The organism is Rhizobium sp. TH2 (genome assembly GCF_024707525.1).
Lineage (GTDB): Bacteria > Pseudomonadota > Alphaproteobacteria > Rhizobiales > Rhizobiaceae > Rhizobium_E.
The window spans coordinates 5,533,602-5,552,248 of the sequence record NZ_CP062231.1 but is presented as its reverse complement, the minus strand read 5'-3'; the positions used below and the strand labels follow the sequence as shown (position 1 = coordinate 5,552,248).

The following is an 18,647-nucleotide window of genomic DNA, read 5'->3' as shown; positions in this document are numbered from 1 at the left end:
TCAGATGTCCTTGAATGCGTCGAACGCGCGATCGAAGCGCGCGCGATTTTCAGTCGTGTAGCTTTGGTAGTCGAAGCCGATCGTCGAATGGATTTCCGACACCATGCTCCACATGGTCTCGCGCAGCAGCGAGGCGCATTTCATCGCCTGGTAGCGGCGCCACACCATGTCGCTGAGCGGCTGCTCGAAATAGGCCTCGAGCAGCATATGCTCCTTTGCTTCGGGCAGCGAATTGTTCGAGGCCAGCCCACCGAGATCGAAGAGCGGCGAATTGAAGCCGGCATAATCCCAGTCGATCAGCCAGAGCCGCTTGCCGTCATCCATGAAATTGGCGGCCAGCAGGTCGTTGTGGCCGAAGGCGATGGTGTAGGGGCCGGCCGCCGCTTCGAGTTGTTCGGCGCGCTTGAGCAGTGTCTTGAGCTCCGGCAGATAGGGGCTGTCGCCATCCCGAAGCGTATTGGCGTAATCGCGGATGACCTGGAAAACCCAGAAGATCATCGCTGGTCCGCGAAAATATTTCGGGATTTCGGTGTGACACCGGCGAATCAGCGGAATGATGCGGCTGAGATTGGCCGGATCGTTGACATCGTCAGGGCCAAAGGTCTTTGCATCGATATAGTCCATCACCAGCAGGCCGGGGGCGTGGTGGACGATCGCCGGAGAGATGCCGGCCGCATGGGCCGCCGCACCCGCCGCAAGCTCGTTGGCGCGGCTGATCATATGGACCGGAATATCCTCGCCGAACCTGACTGCCACCGTGCGCGTGCCATCGCGCACCCGGTAGTTCCGGTTGGTCATGCCGCCGGAGAGCGGCTCGATCGTCAGCGGACCCGACCATATGCCGAGCGAGCGGATCCTGTCCTCGGGCGATTGTGTCATGCGTACCATCCAGCCCGCTTCGCGGTCGTGTTCCCCCGCCCTTATACCGGTCGTGGTGCTAAAGTTAGCACTTGCCGCAGGCTGATTTCGGCCTGTAAGCTCTTTCAAAATGAATTGAAGGTCAAGTCGGCGCCACATTTTCCGTCATTGTTTTGGCTAATTGTGGATTTCTTGGCTGTTTGCCTGATATGGATTGCGGGGTTGAAAATCATGTCGTCAGCGGAGCGGGGCGGTGGCTATTCCAACCACCGGGAGCGGGAGATCCTCGAGGAACTCAGGCTGTCGGGCGGTTCCAGCCGCGTGCAATTCCTGGCCGAACGGCTCAACGTCTCCGAAGAAACGATCCGGCGCAACATCCGGGTGCTCGAGGAAAGCGGCCATGTGACCAAGGTCCATGGCGGTGTCCATCTCAAGGACTTTTCCTCCGAACAGCCACTGCATTTCCGCATGAACGAGAGCGCCGAGGCCAAGCGGGTGATCGCGGCGGAGGTTTCCAATCTGATCCAGGATGGCGATACGCTGTTTCTCGACATCGGCTCGACCACCGCCTTCATTGCGGTGGCGCTGCAGAAGCACCAGAACCTGTTCATCGTCACCAATTCGATTTCGGTCGCCCACACACTTGCCACCAAGAACGGCAACCGCGTCTTCCTTGCGGGCGGGCCGCTGCGCCCGCATGATGGTGGCGCCTTCGGTAATGAAGCCGTGAGCTTCATCCGCCGCTTCAATGTCAAGCACGCGATCCTCTCCATCGCCGCGATCAACGAGCGCGGCTTCATGCTGCAAGACATGGAGGAGGCGGAATTCTCGCGCGAGGCCGCGCGGATCGCCGAGAACCGGATCATCGTCGCCGACGGTGAAAAATTCGGCCGTTCGGCACCAATCACCGTCGACATGCCCGACTTGCTGGTGACCGACACCGCGCCGCCCGACGACGTGAAGGCCATGCTGGAGGCCAACGGAATCGAGCTGATCATCGCCGGAAGCCGGGAACAGACATGAGCGCTGCGCAGACAGACAATGACCAGTCGCCGGGACTGGTATCCTGAACGCAGGTTCAGTATCTGTCCGCGATGCCAGGGAGACCAAATACATGAAGACAGTGATCATCGGCGGCAGCCATGCGGGACTTTCGCTCGCGGCCCAGCTGCGGCACCTTTCGCCCGATGCCGAAATCACCATCGTCAGCGCCGATGCCGAGCCGCCATATCAGCGACCGCCGCTCTCCAAGGGCTACATGTCCGGCAAGGTCACCTTCGAGCAGGTGCTGCTGAGGCCCGAGGATTGGTACGAGCCGAACCGGATCGAGCTGCTCAAGGGTGCGCGCGCCGAGGCAGTGGATCGCAAGGACAAGGAGATCATCCTCACCGATAATCGGAAGATTGCCTATGATTTCCTGGTCTTCGCCACCGGCGCCCGGCCGCGACGGCTGCCCGCAGAGATCGGCGGCCACCTGCCGAATGTCCATGTCATGCGCGACCACGACGACGCAGTGCTTCTCATGGAAAAGATGAAGGAAGGCCAGCGCCTCGTTGTCATCGGCGGCGGCTATATCGGGCTCGAGGCCGCGTCCGAAGCCGCCAAGAAGGGCGTCCAGGTCACCGTCATCGAGGCTGCCGACCGTATTCTCAAGCGCGTTGCTTCGGCCGAGACCGCCGATGATATCCGCGCGCTGCATCAGGGCCATGGCGTCACCATTCTCGAAAACGCCCAATTGCACGAAATCCACGAAATGAATGGCGTTGCCGACGGCGTCGTCCTCGCCGACGACACGGTGATCGCCGCCGATTTCATCATCACCGGCATCGGCGTTTATCCCGATACCGCGCTCGCCGAGACCGCCGGCCTGACCTACAACAACGGCATCGTCGTCAACGAACGTCTGGAGACCTCCGATCCGTCGATCTACGCGATCGGCGACTGCGCGAGCTTCCCCTATCGCGGCACCATGATCCGGCTCGAAAGCGTCCAGAATGCCAACGACATGGGCATTGTCGTGGCTCACAATATCCTTGGCGAGGCCAGGTCCTACAAGCCGGTGCCGTGGTTCTGGTCCGATCAGTTCGAACTCAAGCTCCAGATTGCCGGCCTCAACACCGGCTTCGACCACGTCATCACCCGCAAGGGCCTGCGCGAGGGGGCGAAGTCGCATTTCTATTTCAAGGGCGATGAATTCCTGGCTGCGGACTGCCTCAACGATGGCGCGGCATACATGATGGCGCGGAAGATACTGGAGGGCGGCAAGGTGCTGACGCGGGAGCAGGTGGCGGATCCGGGGTTTAATATGAAGTCGTTGTTGTAGCAGATCGCGCAAATCATCGCCCGATTTTAAGTATTCGGCCATCGTGTTCTAGGCTCGCTCGCTGCAAGTGCGACGGATTGTTCATCTGGAGCTTCGATATTGATGACGTGATGTGCCTGGAAAGGAATCTCCACACCGCTCCACAACGAGTCGTTCTCTGCGATGCTATCCGGATCGTTGTCCAAGATGCCAAGATAGCCTCCTGGAAGTCTTTTGCTTACGACTACCCACATGCGTTCGACCACAACGGGTTCTTCGTCGTTCTCGACACTGATGCGGAAGATCAATTTGGCAAAATCACCCGGTTGCAATCCTTCTCGATCCTTGCGATCTGGTATCCAGAAGGTATCGGGATACTCCCGATTGATTTCTTCGCCATCGTCTAGGCACCAGCCATCCAAGTTAAAATCAGGTTCCCGAATAACCAACGCTTGCATCCATCCATCGCGTGCCATTCCGATCGAACGAGCGCCAAAGTGCCGAACCATTCGGCTTAGATCAAGCCGTAGGTATCAAAAGACAGTCAGCAACAAAGTAATCTGGGCTGGCCAGCCCTTGTGAAAACGGCTTGGGCAAGCGTATCACTGTCACCGACAACAAGTCGGAGACCGCCACATGCCCGCCCCACGTAACAAGCTCAAAGCCGCGCTCAAGGCGGGCAAATTGCAGACCGGCCTCTGGCTATCGCTCGCCAACAGCTATTCGGCCGAACTGCTCGGCGACGCCGGCTTCTCCTGGCTCCTGATCGACGGCGAGCATTCGCCGAATGATCTGCAGACCATCATGCAGCAATTGCAGGTGCTGCGCTTCTCGGAATCGAGCGTGCTGGTGCGGCCGCCGATCGGCGAGACCTGGATCATCAAGCAGTTGCTCGATGCCGGCGCGCAATCGCTGCTCATCCCGATGGTCGAAACCCGCGAGCAGGCTGAGGTGCTAGCCAAAGCCGTCCGCTATCCGCCGCATGGCACCCGCGGCGTGGGCGCAGGCGGGGCGCGCGCCTCGCGCTTCAGCTATATCGCCGACTATACCGCGACGGCCGACGCGGAAATCCTGCTCATGGTGCAGGTCGAAAGCATGAAGGCGGTCGAGGCGATCGACGAGATCGCCACCGTCGATGGCGTCGATTGTGTTTTCATCGGTCCCGCCGACCTCTCCGCCGACATGGGCTTTCTCGGCAATCCCTATGCGCCCGAAGTGACCGCCGTCATCGAGGGTGCCATCAAGCGGATTCTTAAGCATGGGAAGGCCGTCGGCATCTACATGGCGAACCCGGAACTGGCCAAGCACTTTATCAACCTCGGCGCCACCTTCATCGCCATCGGCAACGATGCGGGCCTGCTGACGCAGGGGTCCAAGCAGTTGCGGGCGATCTACGAATAACCCATTTCTGTTACGATTTTCACAAATCGGTTGACGTTTTGGCCAAAGGGTTACATCCTGTGGATCATCAAGACCCGAAGGAATTCTCTCATGGCGCCGCGCAACAAGGACCGGCTCGACCAGCTTGCCGCGATCCTCGGCGAACGCGGCGTGATGCATCTCAGGGACGCCGCCCAGCGGCTCGGCGTGTCGGAGATGACCATCCGGCGCGACATCGCCGGCGACGCGGCGCGCTTTGCCTATCTCGGCGGCCATATCATGCCGGCGGGAAAGGTCGAACCCGAGCAACCCTATGATCTACGCAAGCAGGCCGACCGGCACGCGACCGCCAAGCGGGAGGCCTGCCGCCACGCATTCACCCATATCCATGCCGACGACACGATCTTCGTCGACTGCGGCACGACGCTGTCGCATCTCATTGATCTTGTTCCGGAAACCATGCCGGTCACGGTGGTGTGTTATGCGCTCAACATCGCCGAGCGCCTGTCGCGGGCGCCCAATATCCGGCTCATCGTGCTCGGCGGCCTCTATCATCCGGAGACGGCGTCCTTTTCCGGTCCGCAGGGTCTCGATACGCTGGACCGGGTCGGAATCAACACCGCATTCCTCTCCGCCGCCGGCCTCGACGAGATGCGCGGCGCCACCTGCGCGCATTTCCACGAGGTCGCGGTCAAGCAGAAGGCCATCGCCACCGCGCAGAAAAACCTGCTGGTGATCGACAATTCCAAGCTCGGGCGGGTGAAGCCCGCCTTCTTCGCCCGCGCCGATGCGTTCGACGTCATCTATACCGAGGACGGGCCGTGGTTCGCCGAGGAAGCGGCGTAACAAGCCATGGTAACGGCGCATTGATGGGCGAGATTGCGCTTGACCATGCCAAGGATTGATGCAATCATAACACCAATTTGATATAAATATAACAATCTCGGACCTCGATGTCCCAGGGAGGTTGACGTGGATACGACAACGATGGAAAGGCCGAAAGCCGCCACCAATCACGGCTGGCCGCGTAATCCCGGCATGGAACTCGATCTCGGCTGGGTCGCCGAGCAGCGGGTCAATCTCTCCGCCGGCGAGCGGCGCGTGACCTCGCTGCCCGGCCGCCGCACGGTGAAGAAGGACGCGCAGGCCGCATGGCTGCTCAAGGCGCTGACCTGCATCGACCTGACCACGCTCAACGGCGACGACACGGCCGGCCGTGTCAAGCGGCTCTGCGCCAAGGCCGCCAGCCCGATCCGCCAGGATATTCTCGACAGCCTGGGCATGGGTGACCGCCGCATCACGACGGGCGCGGTCTGCGTCTATCACCGCTTTGTCGCCACCGCCGTCGAGGCGCTCGAAGGCACCGGCATTCCGGTGGCCGCCGTCTCGACCGGCTTTCCAGCCGGCCTTTCGCCACACGCGACCAAGGTCAAGGAGATCGAGGCTTCCGTCGCCGACGGTGCCCGCGAAATCGACATCGTCATTACCCGCGAGCATGTGCTGACCGGCAACTGGGACGCGCTCTACAAGGAAATGCAGGACTACCGCGCCGCATGCGGTGATGCCCACGTGAAAGCCATTCTCGCCACCGGCGACCTCAAGACGCTGCGCAATGTCGCCCGCGCCTCGCTGGTCTGCATGATGGCGGGCGCCGATTTCATCAAGACCTCGACCGGCAAGGAAGGCACCAATGCCACGCTGCTGGTGACGCTGGTCATGCTCCGTATGATCCGCGATTACGAGGAACGCACCGGCTTCAAGGTCGGCTACAAGCCGGCCGGTGGTATTTCGGCGGCCAAGGATGTGCTGAATTACCAGTTCCTGATGAAGGAAGAGCTTGGCCGCGAATGGCTCGAGCCCGATCTCTTCCGTATCGGCGCCTCGACGCTGCTTTCCGATATCGAGCGGCAACTCGAACACCACGTCACGGGCGCCTATTCGTCCTTCAACAGACACCCGATTGGATGATTGCCATGAGCGTAGCAAAATTCTTCGACGATATGTCATACGGCCCCGCCCCCGAAGCCGATACCGAAGCGCGCGGCTGGATCAAGCGCCACAACGGCACGTTCGGCCATTTCATCAATGGCGAATTCCGCCCCTCCTCCGGCAACAAGACCTTCGTGACGCATGAGCCGGCGACCGGCGGCGATCTCGCCAAGCTCGCGATCGGCACCAAGGACGATGTCGATGCCGCCGTCGCCTCCGCCCGCAAGGCGCAGGCGCAATGGGCGAAGCTCTCCGGCCACCAGCGCGCGCGGCATCTCTATGCGCTCGCCCGGATGATACAACGCCACGGCCGTCTGCTCGCCGTCGTCGAGGCGATCGATAACGGCAAGCCGATCCGCGAGACGCGCGATATCGACGTGCCGCTCGCCGCTCGCCACTTCTACCATCATGCCGGCTGGGCGCAGCTGCAGGAGAGCGAATTTTCCGACCACGTGCCGGTGGGCGTCGTCGGCCAGATCATTCCGTGGAATTTTCCGCTGCTGATGCTGGCCTGGAAGGTCGCCCCTGCCCTGGCGCTCGGCAATACGGTGATCCTGAAGCCCGCCGAGTTCACCTCGCTGACGGCGCTGCTGTTCGCCGAACTTGCCGCCGCTGCCGGTCTTCCCGCCGGCGTGCTCAACGTCGTGACCGGCGAAGGCGAGACGGGCGCGCTGATCGTCGAGCATGACGGCATCGACAAGATCGCCTTCACCGGTTCGACCGATGTCGGCCGCATCATCCGCGAAAAGACCGCCGGCACAGGCAAGTCGCTGACGCTCGAACTTGGCGGCAAGTCGCCGTTCATCGTCTTCGACGACGCCGATCTCGATGGCGCGGTGGAAGGCGTGGTCGATGCGATCTGGTTCAACCAGGGCCAGGTCTGCTGCGCGGGCTCGCGCATTCTGGTGCAGGAAGGCGTCGCGGAAAAGTTCCATGCGCGGCTCAGGCGCCGCATGCAGTCGCTCCGCGTCGGCCAGCCGCTCGACAAGGCGATCGACATGGGCGCCATCGTGGCACCCGTTCAGTTGAAGCGCATCGAGAAGCTGGTCAAGCAGGGTGTCGACGAAGGTGCGACGCTCTACCAGAGCGAGATCGAATTGCCGAAGGGCGGGAGCTTCTTCCGGCCGACGCTGCTCGCCAATGTCCAGCCGACCTCGATTGTCGCGACGGAGGAGATCTTCGGGCCTGTGGCGGTATCGATGACATTCCGCACGCCCGAGGAGGCCGTGCAGCTTGCCAATCACTCGCGCTACGGCCTGGCGGCCAGCGTGTGGAGCGAGACGATCGGGCTCGCGCTGCATGTCGCAGCACGGCTGCAGGCTGGCGTGGTGTGGGTCAATGCCACCAATCTTTTCGATGCGGCCGCCGGGTTCGGCGGCAAGAAGGAAAGCGGGTTCGGCCGCGAGGGCGGGCGCGAGGGCGCCTACGAATATCTCAAGCCCAAGGCCTGGGCGAACCGCAAGGCGCGGCTCGATTATGCCGTGCCGCAGCTTCGCACCACCGCCGGTGACTTCGCGGCACCGCTCATCGACCGCACGGCGAAACTGTTCATCGGCGGCAAGCAGGCGCGACCCGATGGCAATTACAATCGCCCGATCGTTTCGCCCAAGGGCAAGCTGGTCGGCGAGGTCGGCGAGGGCAACCGCAAGGACATCCGCAACGCGGTGGTCGCAGCGATCGGTGCGTCGAGCTGGGGTTCTGCCACGTCGCATAACCGCGCGCAGATCCTTTATTACATCGCCGAGAATCTCTCGGGCCGGGCGGATGAATTCATCGCCCGCCTCGCCGCCCAGACCGGCCGAACGCCGGGTTCGGCAAGGGCGGAGTTCGATGCGTCGGTGTCGCGGCTGTTCACCTATGGCGCGTGGGCCGACAAATATGAGGGCGCGATCCACCAGCCGCCTTTGCGCGGGGTGGCACTCGCCATGCCCGAACCGCAGGGCGTGGTGGGCGTGATCTGCCCGCCGGAAGCGCCGCTCTTGGGTTTCGTGAGCCTCGTCGCGCCGCTGATCGCGGTGGGGAACCGCGCGGTCGTGGTGCCATCCGAGCCCTATCCGCTGTCGGCGACGGATTTCTATTCGGTGCTGGAAACCTCGGATGTTCCGGCCGGCGTGGTCAATATCGTCACCGGTTCGGCGATGGAGCTGGGCAAGGCGATGGCCGGCCACAACGATGTCGATGCGGTCTGGGCCTTCGGGTCGCAGGCGCTGTCGGAGATGGTGGAGAAGGCCTCGACCGGCAATCTCAAGCGGGTGTTCACCGATTACGGCAAGGCATACGACTGGATGGACCCGGCGCAGGGCGAGGGGCCGCTCTATCTCCGCCGCGCCACCGACATCAAGAATGTGTGGATTCCGTACGGCGAGTGAAATCCGCCGGCGGGGATGAGGATTGCCGGCGCTTGATAACTCTGATCTGGTGCCGGCATGAATGCCATTCCCTCCGCCATTCGTGGCCCGCTTTTCATGGTCATCGCGACCGGATCCTACGTCGTCAACGACACGCTGATGAAGCTCGCGACAGCGGGCTTGCCGCCTTATGAAGTGCTGATGCTGCGCGGGTTGTGGGCGGCGGCGCTCGGCTTTCCCATGCTGTTCGCGCTCGGATACGGACGCCAGTTGCCGCTCATGTTCGAGGGGCGGGTGCTGACCCGCAACCTGTTGGAGACGGCGGCGATCCTGGCATATGTGGTGGCGCTCGCGAACATGCCGATCGCCGATTCTTCGGCGCTGGGGCAGCTCACGCCACTGCTGGTTCTACTCGGCGCTTCGATCCTGTTCCGGGAGCGGATCGGCGGGATCAGGATGGCGCTGATCGGGCTTGGCTTTGCCGGCGCTATCATGGTGGCGCAGCCGACGATGGAAGGAATCTCGATCTTCGCGCTGCTCGCCATTGCCAACGCCGTGTTCGGCGCGGCGCGCGACGTCGCCGGACGACGAGTGGGTGCCGAGGTGCCCGGGATGATCGTGGCGATCTCGGCGGTGGTCGTGGTGCTGATCGGCGCGGTGATTGCGCATTTCTCGCTCGAGACCACCGTCATGCCCGAGGCGTCGCATCTGGCGCTGCTCGCCGGCGCCGGCTTCTTCCTGATCTTCGGGCATTTCTTCATCTTCATGGCCTATCGCACCGGGCCGACCGGGGTGGTGGCGCCGTTCTACTACACGTTCTCGGTCTGGGCGGTGATTTCGGGGCTGGTCGTGTTCGGGGAGTTTCCCAATGCGTGGGCGGTGGTCGGCATCGTACTGGTGATCGCCAGCGGGCTGGTGATCGTGATGCTGGACGAGCGGCGGAGACGGTTGACGGTGGTGGCGTAGGCCTCCCTCTTCTCCCCTTGGGGAGAAGATGCCCGCAGGGCAGATGAGGGGTTCCCATCTGCTCGCAATCGCGCTTCGCGCAACCCCTCATCCGGTCCTTCGGACCACCTTCTCCCCAAGGGGAGAAGCGGGAGCAAGCGTTTTGCCCCTTCATTTGTAGTTCCTCCAATCATCCAGATCCGCATGATCCGGCACCACGAACTGGCCGCTCTCGCTCTCCCTGAGATTCAGCACCTCGTCGTCGGCGCGGATTTCCGGCGCGGCGGGAGCCGGAAGTGTCGGGCGATGGGGGTTGCGGCCATCAGTTTCCTCCGATGCGGCGGCGCGATAGGCCTTGAGCCAGAGTCTGAACAGGTGGCATACGGGGTCGTGCAGCGGGACGGCGCTGACGATTTCGATGGCGGCCTCCTCGAGTTCGCGGCGGCGCGGGTCGCGCGCGGGCTCCCTGAGATGAACGAGATCGGCGATCTTGATGACGATGGCATGGAGTTCATCCCAGGCGGCGCGCGCTTCGGGGTCGAGGCGGCGAAGACACCAGCGCTTGCCGCTCTTGTTGTCGAAGAATTCGCAGACGTGGGTGCGCCGGCACAGGCGCTTGTCGCAGACCATTTCCGGCAGCGCCAGCATTTCAGCGGTGCGGCGCGCGAGGCGGTCATGTTCGCGAGGGGTGAGGGACCAGGACGAGGTGGACATGAGGCTCCTTTCGGGCTTTGGAGGGTGTCAGACATGGGATTGCGTTCACGCGGCGGGTTTCGTCCGTGGTGTGATGCATTCTGGCTCTCGATCCCTTCGTCTGGACAAAGGAGATCGGCCGGGGCACGTCTCCGTGCCGGATTATATGACCGCTTTCGCGGCCGTTAAGACACGTCGCCGTGCCCCGTTATGCGGTGTCTCCATCCCCGAACTCGCCAGCACTGCCCCCGTATCTCCATCCTTTCGGGACTGGAGAACGATAATGTGTGCGCTACAGCGCACGTCCGGGGCGAAACTCAGCCTTTCGGCTGCCGTCCCCAGAGGACTGGCCCTTCTCGCGGACGCCCTGCATGGAGACTTACGTCGCTTCTCCACACCGGTCACCGGTCCCGCCTCGCCCTGACGCCTCAAGGTGTAGCCGATGCGGAACGGGAGGGATTATGGCATGGAGTTGGGGGTTTGGGAAGATGGGTGAGGAATTTTTTCCTACAATCTATCTAATGGCTCGTGCTGAGATACGAAAATCCAGCGCAAATCTTATTTGCTACCAAATGACAGCAATGCGATGCGGACTTCCGCTCCGTATTTCTTGTCGAGCCGATCGACGAACTCAGGTTCGCAATCCCGAGCGAAAGCTATATAGCCACGCAGCTTTAGAATATCATCACGTCCCAAGCAATTTATAGAAAATTTATGCAACATTGAGGAGATCATTCGCTTTCTATCGCGACCTAGAGATAGCTTTTCTTCTGGAGTAATTATTATACCAGTGACTGACATTCTATTGCCTCTAGTAAATAGACCTCTCTTATCTTTGTTGAGCCTTAATTTTGGCGACGATAGATTTGATAGTATCCTAGATATACCCTTTTCTGCGATCACAATCGCATTTATGTCGTCAGCTGAGCAAGTGATGTCATCTGCATACCTCGTATAAACAACATCTAGTTTCTTACACAATTCGTCGATCAGATCGTCTAACCGGTACAACAATATGTTAGTAAGAATTGGAGACGATGGCGCTCCCACCGAAAGACATATCGGGCTCGAAGTTCCCGCACCCCAAAATAGTATTCTAGTGCAAATCTCGACATCACTTGTTGATAGCGAAATATTATTGTTCTTTACATAATTTCTCCAGTCTACCGGCCGGATACTATTAAAAAAATTTCTGAAATCCAATTTGAGAATCACTTTTGCATTGATATGTGCTTCAGCATTCTTCTTTATGCTGGCACCTTTTTTGTACGCGGACGCAGCCTCGTGCACTGGCAGGGTCCGCAACAACGAATCCATTAAAACCCATTGTAGGGCCTTAATCTCTCTAGCTGGGTGCGCGATTATACGTTCGCCACCTGACTTTTTGGGGATGGAATACACCTTATACCGCTTCGGTGCCGTAACTACGATTTGGATCAGCTCATCGTAACTAAGCCCAGTGTGAAAGACCAAATCATCCAGGAGACTCATTTCGGTCGCTCCATATGCTGATTAACATATTTCGCAACATGAGTTCTGGTCTTCAAATCCTTGCGGATGTCCGCCAACACCTCAAGCTTTCTGCGCGCAGTGTTTCTCTCTTTCGCTGCTTTTACGTATACATACCTTGAGATAGGATCTGCATCCACCAGCGGGTGCCAATACTCCTTATTCCCGTATGAGTATTTATCAATCCATCCAACGACTTTCAAACAATATAGCTTATTTTTGAGATTTTTCCTGTCAATCGGCTCTCCCATATCATTCAGATATGTCTCGATTTCCGAAATTGATATCGCCTTCGATAGATGTATTACCCAAAATAAAACAGCAAAAATCTTAAAGGAAGGAGCCGTTTTGCATAGAAAGGAGTTTGGCTTTGCCCTCAGTTGAGCATTGATAAAAGAGGTAATAGCCTGGACGTGGTTTTTAACTGAACTCTTGATAATAGTTTCATCTTTTCTGCATTTCCAAGGATAGAAAGCCACTCGATCTCCGGTTTCAAGCAAAAGTTTTTGGACTGGCCCAAATCTGACAAAAGATTCACTATTTTCGAAGTCCGATTTTATGATAATTGCTGTGGACGGCCGAATAATATCTGAGGTCGCAAATGCTCCTAGCTCAGCAAGAGAACCAGCGCTCTCCACTATAATCAGCACCAGACAAGCTACGGTAGCAATGTCTTCTTCAAAAGTGATCAAATCTCGGTATTCAGAATCACGATACAGTTGATTGGCGGTTTCTGCCAATACCACTCTTGCGGATAGGCGCGCCCCGATATTTCGCTCGCGAAGCAAGTAGTGCCGCAAGGTGCGCGTTTCCTCGCCTACATCACTGAAGCGACCGCCACAGAAAAACACAATGTTCGCCGGGCGACGAACTGTCACCGCCTCAAAGTCTAGCTCGCGAAAGAAATTTATTAGCGACAGTGGCGTTGACAATAATACTCTTTACCCCCGAAAGGCAGGAAGCTAGCTCGGGATTCACCGGCCGTAGGCGAGCGCAGCGAGAGGTGAATCCCGAGCTAGCTTCCTGCCGTCAAATCTCCACAATTTTAGACCGTCTGGCTTACCGCCCGACGTGATGCAACGGATTACCGCTGACTCTAAACGCGTAAAGAGTGTAGTTTACACACCATACGTCGAAAGTAATGTCAAGCATATTGGAGGAGTATCAACCGCTTAAGATGCCGCTGCACGTTCTGCTGTACGTAAGGCAGGGGCGACGCTCTCTCTTCCTCAAAACTCCACCCTCTCCAACCCCCGTCTCCCCGCCTCGAACTCCCTGAGCTCCGCCTCCCGCCGCGCTATATAATTCCGATCAAACGGCACCATGTCCTGGTGCCTTGCGAGCTGGATCTGGAAGATGAACAGGCGGTCGTGGCGGAAGGCGACTTCTGAGGCGGCGAGGTAGAATTCCCACATGCGGAAGAAGTTTTCGTCGTAGAGGGCGACGGCCTGGTCGCGATTGGCCACGAAGCGATCGCGCCAGGCGCGCAGCGTCCAGGCATAGTGCATGGGCAGGATCTCGATATCCTTGACCAGCAGGCCGGCCTTTTCCACCGCCGGCAGGACTTCGGCGAGCGAGGGGATGTAGCCGCCGGGGAAGATGTATTTCTCAATGAAGGGATTGGTGGCGTAGTTCGGCTTCGTGCGGCCGATGGAATGCAGGACCATGACGCCGTGCTTATCCAGCACCTGGGAGATCTTGCGGAAGAAATTGCGGAAATTGCCGACGCCGACATGCTCGAACATGCCGACCGAGACGATGCGATCGTACTGGCCCTTGAGATCGCGGTAATCGGTGAGCTCGAAGCGGACTTTTTCCGCCAGCCCGCGCTTTTGCGCGCGGGTGCGGGAAACCTTCAGCTGCTCCTCCGACAGCGTGATGCCGGTGACATCGACGCCGGAGGATTCGGCGAGATACATGCCGAGCCCGCCCCAGCCCGAGCCGATCTCCAGCACGCGATTGCCCGGCTGGAGCTGGAGCTTGGCGGCGATGTGGCGCTTCTTGGCGAGCTGAGCCTCATCGAGGCTGATCTCGCGCGGCTCGAAATAGGCGCAGGAATATTGCCAGTCCTCGTCGAGGAAGAGATCGAACAGCTTGGCCGAGAGATCGTAATGGTGCGAGACATTCCTGAGGTTGCGATTGATCGGCAGGCGGGACGAGGCCTGGAAGGCGAGGATGCGGGCGAGCCCCTGCGCCACCATGCGCGGCGTGGCGGCCTTGCGGATGCCATTGCGGGCGAGCAGCGACAGGAAATCGAAGATATTGCCTTCCTCGAGGATCAGCCGGCCTTCCATATACATCTCGCCGAGTTTTAAAGCCGGATCGGTGGCGATGGCGCGATCGGCCTCGTCATCGGTGACGCGGATGGCGATGGTATCCTCCGAGCCATCGCCGAATGTGTGGGACGCGCCCGAGGGGAGCGTGAGGCGGAGCGAGCCTTTGCGGACGATCTTTTTCATCATCGTGGATGTGGTGGATGGCATGCGGTCTCCTTGCTCGTCCCGGGCTCTAGGATGACACGGACTTTAGAGAAATCGGATGTAGGGGCAAGGGGTTATCGTGCCGGGGATGGGACAGTACGTTTCATACACACGCGGCGTCCGCTTCTCCCCTTGGGGAGAAGTGCCGAGCAAAGCGAGGCGATGAGGGGTTCCCTCGCGGTCCGCGCTTCGCGCACCCCTCATCTGCCCTTCGGGCATCTTCTCCCCAAGGGGAGAAGCGGGAGCCAGCGGCCTCGGTAGTTCACGCCAAGTCTTGTACCGCCTCGCGCGCCGCAAATCTGCCCATGACAATCGCGCCTTCGATATAGCCGGGGTAGCTGGGCGAGAGTTCCGACGAGGCGAAGCGGAGGGGGCCGGTGCCCAGGCGGAGCGGGGCTTCCGGGTCGGCCGCATTGGGATCGATGACATTGTCGGAATAGGCACCACCGGACCAGGTGTCGTCGGTCCAGTCGCGGATGGAGAGTTCGGTGATGTTGCCGGCCTCCTCGCCCAAGGCGGTGACGAGCTGGGTGCGGATGAAGGTTTTCAGTTCCGCCTCGGGGCGGCCGCGCCACGACTTGGCGAAGCTGCCGCCGATGAACATCACCAGACCGGAGACGCCCTCGCGGCTGGCGTCGCAGGCATAGAGGCCTTGGGGCGCGCTCCACATGACGGTGCCGGAGAGGCCGCGGGCGCGCCAGAACGGGGTGGCATAGCGGATGAAGAGCTTGATCACATGGCCGGTGCCCCAGGCGGCGAAGGCGTCGGTTATGGTCGCGGGCAGCGGCGGATCGTAGGTGATGCGGCTCGCCATGACCGGCGGCACGGAGATGATGACGCGGCGGGCTTCATACGTTGTGTCGCCCGTGTAAACGGTGGCGCCATCGGGGCCGTGCGCGATGCTTGTGACGGGGCTCGAGAGGTGCAGGCGGGCGCCGAGGGTGGCCGCGACATCCTCGGCCAGCGCGTGCATGGTGCTGCCCAAGAAGGATTCCATCTCGGAATATTCATTGGTGATGCGGGTGTCCGTCGAGGCGAGCCAGGTGAAGGAGACCTCGTCGGGCGATCGGCACCACAGGCCCTCGACGAGGCGGAGGAAGGCAGCCGCGACATCCGGGTCGAGACCGGCCTGGCGGGCGATCCACTGGCTGACGGTGAGGCCCGCCAGCGCGGGATCTTTGGGGTCGAGGCGGATGATATGTTCGCGCAGCGCCTCGACGCCCTCCCAGATTTCATAGCCGCGCGCCGGCGGGATCGGCGGCTGGAACACCTCGTCGCCCTCGCTATAGGCCCAGCTGACCGCCTTGCCGTGGGCGCGGGCGAGTGCATTGAGCTCCACCATGTCGCGGCAGAGGAACTGGCCACCGGTATCGATGCGGGCGCCATCGGCGAGCAGTTTCGATTCGACCCGGCCGCCAACCCGGTCGCGGGCTTCAAGGAGGATCACGTCGAGGCCGATGGCCATGAGCTCGGTCGCGGCGCTGAGGCCGGAGAAGCCGGCGCCGATGACGATCACGTCGTGGCGGGAGGGATTGGCGGTGGTCGCTGCGGGCATTGGACATTCCTCATTCTGAATGAATGTTCAATCAGAAAACAAGATTTCGCGCAAGCCCATCCTATCGATGACGGCCCTGCCCGAGCCATCGCACCGATGGCACGATCGTTCAATACGCTTGCCGCCGGAACTGTTAGGCTGGCGCGAAAATCCAGGGAGATTGATGATGACCAAGACCTACGAGCCGATCCGGCTGACGCAAAAATTCGCGCTGTTTTCCGACCAGTGGCAGCCGCGCGTGGTGGCCGAGATGAACGACTACCAGTTCAAGATCGTGCGGATCGAGGGCGATTTCGTGTGGCACCAACATGCCGATACCGACGAGACCTTCATCGTGATCGACGGCGTGCTGAGGATCGACTTTCGCGATGGGGCGGTCACGGTCGGGCCGGGCGAGATGTTCGTGGTGCCGAAGGGCCAGGAGCACAAGCCCTATGCCGAACGCGAGGTGAAGATGATGCTGATCGAACCGCGCGGGGTGAAGAATACCGGCGAGTTCGAAAGCGAGCTGACGGCGCGGAACGACGTGTGGATCTGAGGACGCCTCTCAGAAGGTAAGCCGGCGTTCAGCTCTCCTCAGGCTTGGTACGCAGGTTGGAGACGACACGCCGGTTCTGCACCTTGCACGAGCGATCGTTGCAATCGCGGACTTCGCGGTCGTTGCCGTAACCCTTGGCCCACATGCGGCTCGGGTCGACGCCTTTCGAGGCGAGATAGGCCATCGCGGCATCGGCGCGCTTCTGCGACAGGGTCTTCATCTTGGACGCGGAGCCGGAATCGTCGGAGAACCCCTGCAGCTTGAGCAGCCATTTCGGGTTTCGGTTGAGCCAGGCGGCCTGGCTGTCGAGCGTCGCCCTGGCAACGGAATCGAGTGCGGCGGAATCCTGGGGGAAGTAAATCCGGCGGCCGACATTGAGGATGAAATCCTCCTGGCTGCCGGCCGACACCGTCTCGAAGCCGGGAGCGGGGTCGTTGGTCTGGCCCGTCATCGGCACCGCCGGAGGTTCCTCCACGGAGGCGACTTCGGTGGTGGAACAGGCGGCGAGCGCGACCAGCGCGGCCGCGGCCACAAGGCGCTTCATGTACTCTGCTGTTGCCGACATCTGGATACTATTCCTCATTCGACCACTGTCTGGCTGGCCTGATCGCCTGGCGGGGCCTGGTCGGCAATATGCGGCAGGACCTGCACGGCGGTGCCGATGGGGCAACGCTGGTAGAGGTCGATGGCGTCCTCGTTGAACATCCGGATGCAGCCGCTCGACGCATCCTTGCCGATGCTCGATGGCACGATGGTGCCATGGAAGCGGTAGCCGGTGTCGACGCCGCCGTTATGCAGGTACATGGCGCGGGGGCCGAGCGGGTTTTTCGAGGAGCCGCCATCGACGGATTCGGGCAGTTCGGGATGGCGCTTGCGCATCTCGGCCGGCGGCGTCCACTTCGGCCAAAGCGTCTTGGCGTCGATCGTGGCTCGGCCATACCATTTGAAGCCATCCTTGCCGACGCCTACGCCGTAGCGGATGGCCGTCTTGTTCTCCATGATCAGGTAGAGAAAATGATGCCTGGTATCGACGACAACCGTGCCGACGGGCTCGCTCGAGAAATATTTGACGACCTGGCGGCGCCACTTCTTGTCGATCCTGGCGAAATTGGTCGTCCGGAACGTCACGCCATTATCGACGGCGGTGCCGGCGAAATCGGACGCCGCGGCGAATGCCGGACTTTCGATGGCAGCACTTCCAAGGAGCGCCAAACCACCAATCAAAGTTTCCCTGCGCGTCAACACCATCGGCCATCTCCCCTGAAGCCAAAGAGCGAGATTTCAGTAAATCAGATTTTTCGTTTGCCACAACAGAAAACTGCTCGGCACCATTGGGTATGGCGCTGATTGCAGGTCTGTTCGGGATGTCCGTGGCGTTCCGACGAAGCTACCTCGTCAGAGGGGCTTCCATGAAGATGAGATGGTTGTGCAGTTCAGGCGGGGCTTCGTAGTAAGGTGCGATCTCCTGGAACCCGAGGGAGCGGTAGAGGCTTAACGCCTCATCGTGGTTGCGGCCGGTATCGAGCCGCATCGTCGTGTATCCCTGCTCAGCAGCCACGCGTATGATGTTCTCGGCGAGACGGCGGCCCAGCCTAAGGCCACGGCCCTCAGGGCTGATGAACATCCGCTTCATCTCACAGACGTGTTCATCGATCCGCTGCATCATGACGCAGCCGACCACCTTTCCGTCCACGCGGGCAACAAGGATCGCTCCATCCGGCGCCGAATGAATTCTCGGCAGGCTGTCCAGCAGCGCGGCCCATTGTGCTGGTGTGTAGTAACGATCAACGAACCAGGCGGTTTCGCCGTAGCGCGCGCGACACCAGTCGAGGAAATCGTTGCACAAGGCTCGAATAGCGGTGAAGTCGTCAGGCCTCGCCGGGCCGATCTCCGAGTTCTGTTCCATCTCGCTGCCCCCAATTTACGAATTCCGTGTTGCAAAAGCCCCGCTCGATATCGCCCGTTAGCGCCAAGATCATCCCTTCGGCGCTCCTCCCACCGCTTCGCTCATCTCGAGGCAGGCAGGTCGGCATACGTTGCCGACCTGCCC

18 protein-coding genes are annotated in these 18,647 nt (G+C 60.5%); 8 read left to right on the top strand and 10 right to left on the bottom strand.

The window, feature by feature from the left end; all coding sequences use genetic code 11:
- Positions 1–879, bottom strand: coding sequence for a choline kinase family protein (locus IHQ71_RS27180; RefSeq protein WP_258159511.1), 879 nt, complete (start codon positions 877–879; stop codon positions 1–3).
- A 210-nt stretch (positions 880–1,089) separates the two neighbouring features.
- Between IHQ71_RS27180 and IHQ71_RS27175 the strand changes: the two genes are divergently transcribed.
- Positions 1,090–1,881, top strand: coding sequence for a DeoR/GlpR family DNA-binding transcription regulator (locus IHQ71_RS27175; RefSeq protein WP_258159510.1), 792 nt, complete (start codon positions 1,090–1,092; stop codon positions 1,879–1,881).
- A gap of 91 nt (positions 1,882–1,972) precedes the next feature.
- Positions 1,973–3,181, top strand: a complete 1,209-nt coding sequence (locus tag IHQ71_RS27170; RefSeq protein ID WP_258159509.1) for an NAD(P)/FAD-dependent oxidoreductase — start codon at positions 1,973–1,975, stop codon at positions 3,179–3,181.
- 26 nt (positions 3,182–3,207) lie between these two features.
- Here IHQ71_RS27170 and IHQ71_RS27165 read toward each other — a convergent pair whose 3' ends face one another.
- A complete protein-coding gene (locus IHQ71_RS27165; protein WP_258159508.1) occupies positions 3,208–3,618 on the bottom strand; it encodes a hypothetical protein in 411 nt (136 codons plus the stop codon).
- Between the two features lie 178 nt (positions 3,619–3,796).
- Between IHQ71_RS27165 and IHQ71_RS27160 the strand changes: the two genes are divergently transcribed.
- The 5 genes from IHQ71_RS27160 (at position 3,797) to IHQ71_RS27140 (ending at position 9,843) form a co-directional block, all read left to right on the top strand.
- On the top strand, positions 3,797–4,561 hold the full coding sequence (locus IHQ71_RS27160) for an HpcH/HpaI aldolase/citrate lyase family protein (RefSeq protein ID WP_258159507.1): 765 nt from the start codon (positions 3,797–3,799) through the stop codon (positions 4,559–4,561).
- A 90-nt stretch (positions 4,562–4,651) separates the two neighbouring features.
- A complete protein-coding gene (locus IHQ71_RS27155; RefSeq protein WP_258159506.1) occupies positions 4,652–5,386 on the top strand; it encodes a DeoR/GlpR family DNA-binding transcription regulator in 735 nt (244 codons plus the stop codon).
- A 141-nt stretch (positions 5,387–5,527) separates the two neighbouring features.
- The gene (gene deoC / locus IHQ71_RS27150; RefSeq protein ID WP_258162967.1) at positions 5,528–6,508 is read left to right on the top strand and encodes a deoxyribose-phosphate aldolase; all 981 of its coding nucleotides are present in this window, start codon (positions 5,528–5,530) and stop codon (positions 6,506–6,508) included.
- A gap of 5 nt (positions 6,509–6,513) precedes the next feature.
- Positions 6,514–8,898, top strand: coding sequence for an aldehyde dehydrogenase family protein (locus IHQ71_RS27145; protein WP_258159505.1), 2,385 nt, complete (start codon positions 6,514–6,516; stop codon positions 8,896–8,898).
- A 57-nt stretch (positions 8,899–8,955) separates the two neighbouring features.
- Entirely contained in the window at positions 8,956–9,843 is an 888-nt protein-coding gene (locus IHQ71_RS27140; protein ID WP_258159504.1) for a DMT family transporter, read from the top strand.
- Positions 9,844–9,993: 150 nt separating this feature from the next.
- On the opposite strand, the gene IHQ71_RS27135 is transcribed toward IHQ71_RS27140, so the two are convergent.
- The 5 genes from IHQ71_RS27135 to IHQ71_RS27115 all read right to left on the bottom strand — a co-directional run bounded on the left by IHQ71_RS27135 (position 9,994) and on the right by IHQ71_RS27115 (position 16,059).
- Positions 9,994–10,536: a hypothetical protein gene (locus tag IHQ71_RS27135; RefSeq protein ID WP_258159503.1), complete on the bottom strand. Its 543-nt coding sequence runs from the start codon at positions 10,534–10,536 to the stop codon at positions 9,994–9,996.
- A 537-nt stretch (positions 10,537–11,073) separates the two neighbouring features.
- On the bottom strand, positions 11,074–12,006 hold the full coding sequence (locus IHQ71_RS27130) for a retron St85 family RNA-directed DNA polymerase (protein ID WP_258159502.1): 933 nt from the start codon (positions 12,004–12,006) through the stop codon (positions 11,074–11,076).
- Positions 12,003–12,956 carry a retron St85 family effector protein gene (locus IHQ71_RS27125; protein ID WP_258159501.1) on the bottom strand — a complete coding sequence of 318 codons (954 nt, stop codon included), beginning with the start codon at positions 12,954–12,956 and terminating at the stop codon, positions 12,003–12,005. The genes IHQ71_RS27130 and IHQ71_RS27125 overlap by 4 nt, the downstream gene beginning before the upstream one ends.
- A gap of 297 nt (positions 12,957–13,253) precedes the next feature.
- Positions 13,254–14,507: a cyclopropane-fatty-acyl-phospholipid synthase family protein gene (locus IHQ71_RS27120; RefSeq protein ID WP_258159500.1), complete on the bottom strand. Its 1,254-nt coding sequence runs from the start codon at positions 14,505–14,507 to the stop codon at positions 13,254–13,256.
- Positions 14,508–14,766: 259 nt separating this feature from the next.
- Positions 14,767–16,059, bottom strand: coding sequence for an FAD-dependent oxidoreductase (locus IHQ71_RS27115; protein WP_258159499.1), 1,293 nt, complete (start codon positions 16,057–16,059; stop codon positions 14,767–14,769).
- A 166-nt stretch (positions 16,060–16,225) separates the two neighbouring features.
- Here IHQ71_RS27115 and IHQ71_RS27110 point away from each other — a divergent pair, with 166 nt between their 5' ends.
- Positions 16,226–16,597, top strand: a complete 372-nt coding sequence (locus IHQ71_RS27110; RefSeq protein ID WP_258159498.1) for a cupin domain-containing protein — start codon at positions 16,226–16,228, stop codon at positions 16,595–16,597.
- A gap of 28 nt (positions 16,598–16,625) precedes the next feature.
- Here IHQ71_RS27110 and IHQ71_RS27105 read toward each other — a convergent pair whose 3' ends face one another.
- The 3 genes from IHQ71_RS27105 to IHQ71_RS27095 all read right to left on the bottom strand — a co-directional run bounded on the left by IHQ71_RS27105 (position 16,626) and on the right by IHQ71_RS27095 (position 18,503).
- Entirely contained in the window at positions 16,626–17,162 is a 537-nt protein-coding gene (locus IHQ71_RS27105; RefSeq protein WP_258159497.1) for an OmpA family protein, read from the bottom strand.
- A gap of 14 nt (positions 17,163–17,176) precedes the next feature.
- The gene (locus tag IHQ71_RS27100) at positions 17,177–17,845 is read right to left on the bottom strand and encodes a L,D-transpeptidase (RefSeq protein ID WP_258159496.1); all 669 of its coding nucleotides are present in this window, start codon (positions 17,843–17,845) and stop codon (positions 17,177–17,179) included.
- A gap of 139 nt (positions 17,846–17,984) precedes the next feature.
- Positions 17,985–18,503: a GNAT family N-acetyltransferase gene (locus IHQ71_RS27095; protein ID WP_258159495.1), complete on the bottom strand. Its 519-nt coding sequence runs from the start codon at positions 18,501–18,503 to the stop codon at positions 17,985–17,987.
- Positions 18,504–18,647 lie beyond the last annotated feature (144 nt).

Excerpts from the sequence above, each read along its gene's own strand:
- IHQ71_RS27160 (WP_258159507.1), top strand. The coding sequence starts at position 3,797 with ATGCCCGCCCCACGTAACAAGCTCAAAGCCGCGCTCAAGGCGGGCAAA.
- IHQ71_RS27095 (WP_258159495.1), bottom strand. The coding sequence starts at position 18,503 with ATGGAACAGAACTCGGAGATCGGCCCGGCGAGGCCTGACGACTTCACC.
- deoC (WP_258162967.1), top strand. The coding sequence starts at position 5,528 with ATGGAAAGGCCGAAAGCCGCCACCAATCACGGCTGGCCGCGTAATCCC.
- IHQ71_RS27120 (WP_258159500.1), bottom strand. The coding sequence starts at position 14,507 with ATGCCATCCACCACATCCACGATGATGAAAAAGATCGTCCGCAAAGGC.
- IHQ71_RS27155 (WP_258159506.1), top strand. The coding sequence starts at position 4,652 with ATGGCGCCGCGCAACAAGGACCGGCTCGACCAGCTTGCCGCGATCCTC.
- IHQ71_RS27145 (WP_258159505.1), top strand. The coding sequence starts at position 6,514 with ATGAGCGTAGCAAAATTCTTCGACGATATGTCATACGGCCCCGCCCCC.
- IHQ71_RS27135 (WP_258159503.1), bottom strand. The coding sequence starts at position 10,536 with ATGTCCACCTCGTCCTGGTCCCTCACCCCTCGCGAACATGACCGCCTC.
- IHQ71_RS27165 (WP_258159508.1), bottom strand. The coding sequence starts at position 3,618 with ATGCAAGCGTTGGTTATTCGGGAACCTGATTTTAACTTGGATGGCTGG.
- IHQ71_RS27115 (WP_258159499.1), bottom strand. The coding sequence starts at position 16,059 with ATGCCCGCAGCGACCACCGCCAATCCCTCCCGCCACGACGTGATCGTC.
- IHQ71_RS27170 (WP_258159509.1), top strand. The coding sequence starts at position 1,973 with ATGAAGACAGTGATCATCGGCGGCAGCCATGCGGGACTTTCGCTCGCG.
- IHQ71_RS27110 (WP_258159498.1), top strand. The coding sequence starts at position 16,226 with ATGACCAAGACCTACGAGCCGATCCGGCTGACGCAAAAATTCGCGCTG.
- IHQ71_RS27130 (WP_258159502.1), bottom strand. The coding sequence starts at position 12,006 with ATGAGTCTCCTGGATGATTTGGTCTTTCACACTGGGCTTAGTTACGAT.
- IHQ71_RS27100 (WP_258159496.1), bottom strand. The coding sequence starts at position 17,845 with ATGGTGTTGACGCGCAGGGAAACTTTGATTGGTGGTTTGGCGCTCCTT.
- IHQ71_RS27175 (WP_258159510.1), top strand. The coding sequence starts at position 1,090 with ATGTCGTCAGCGGAGCGGGGCGGTGGCTATTCCAACCACCGGGAGCGG.
- IHQ71_RS27140 (WP_258159504.1), top strand. The coding sequence starts at position 8,956 with ATGAATGCCATTCCCTCCGCCATTCGTGGCCCGCTTTTCATGGTCATC.
- IHQ71_RS27105 (WP_258159497.1), bottom strand. The coding sequence starts at position 17,162 with ATGTCGGCAACAGCAGAGTACATGAAGCGCCTTGTGGCCGCGGCCGCG.
- IHQ71_RS27180 (WP_258159511.1), bottom strand. The coding sequence starts at position 879 with ATGACACAATCGCCCGAGGACAGGATCCGCTCGCTCGGCATATGGTCG.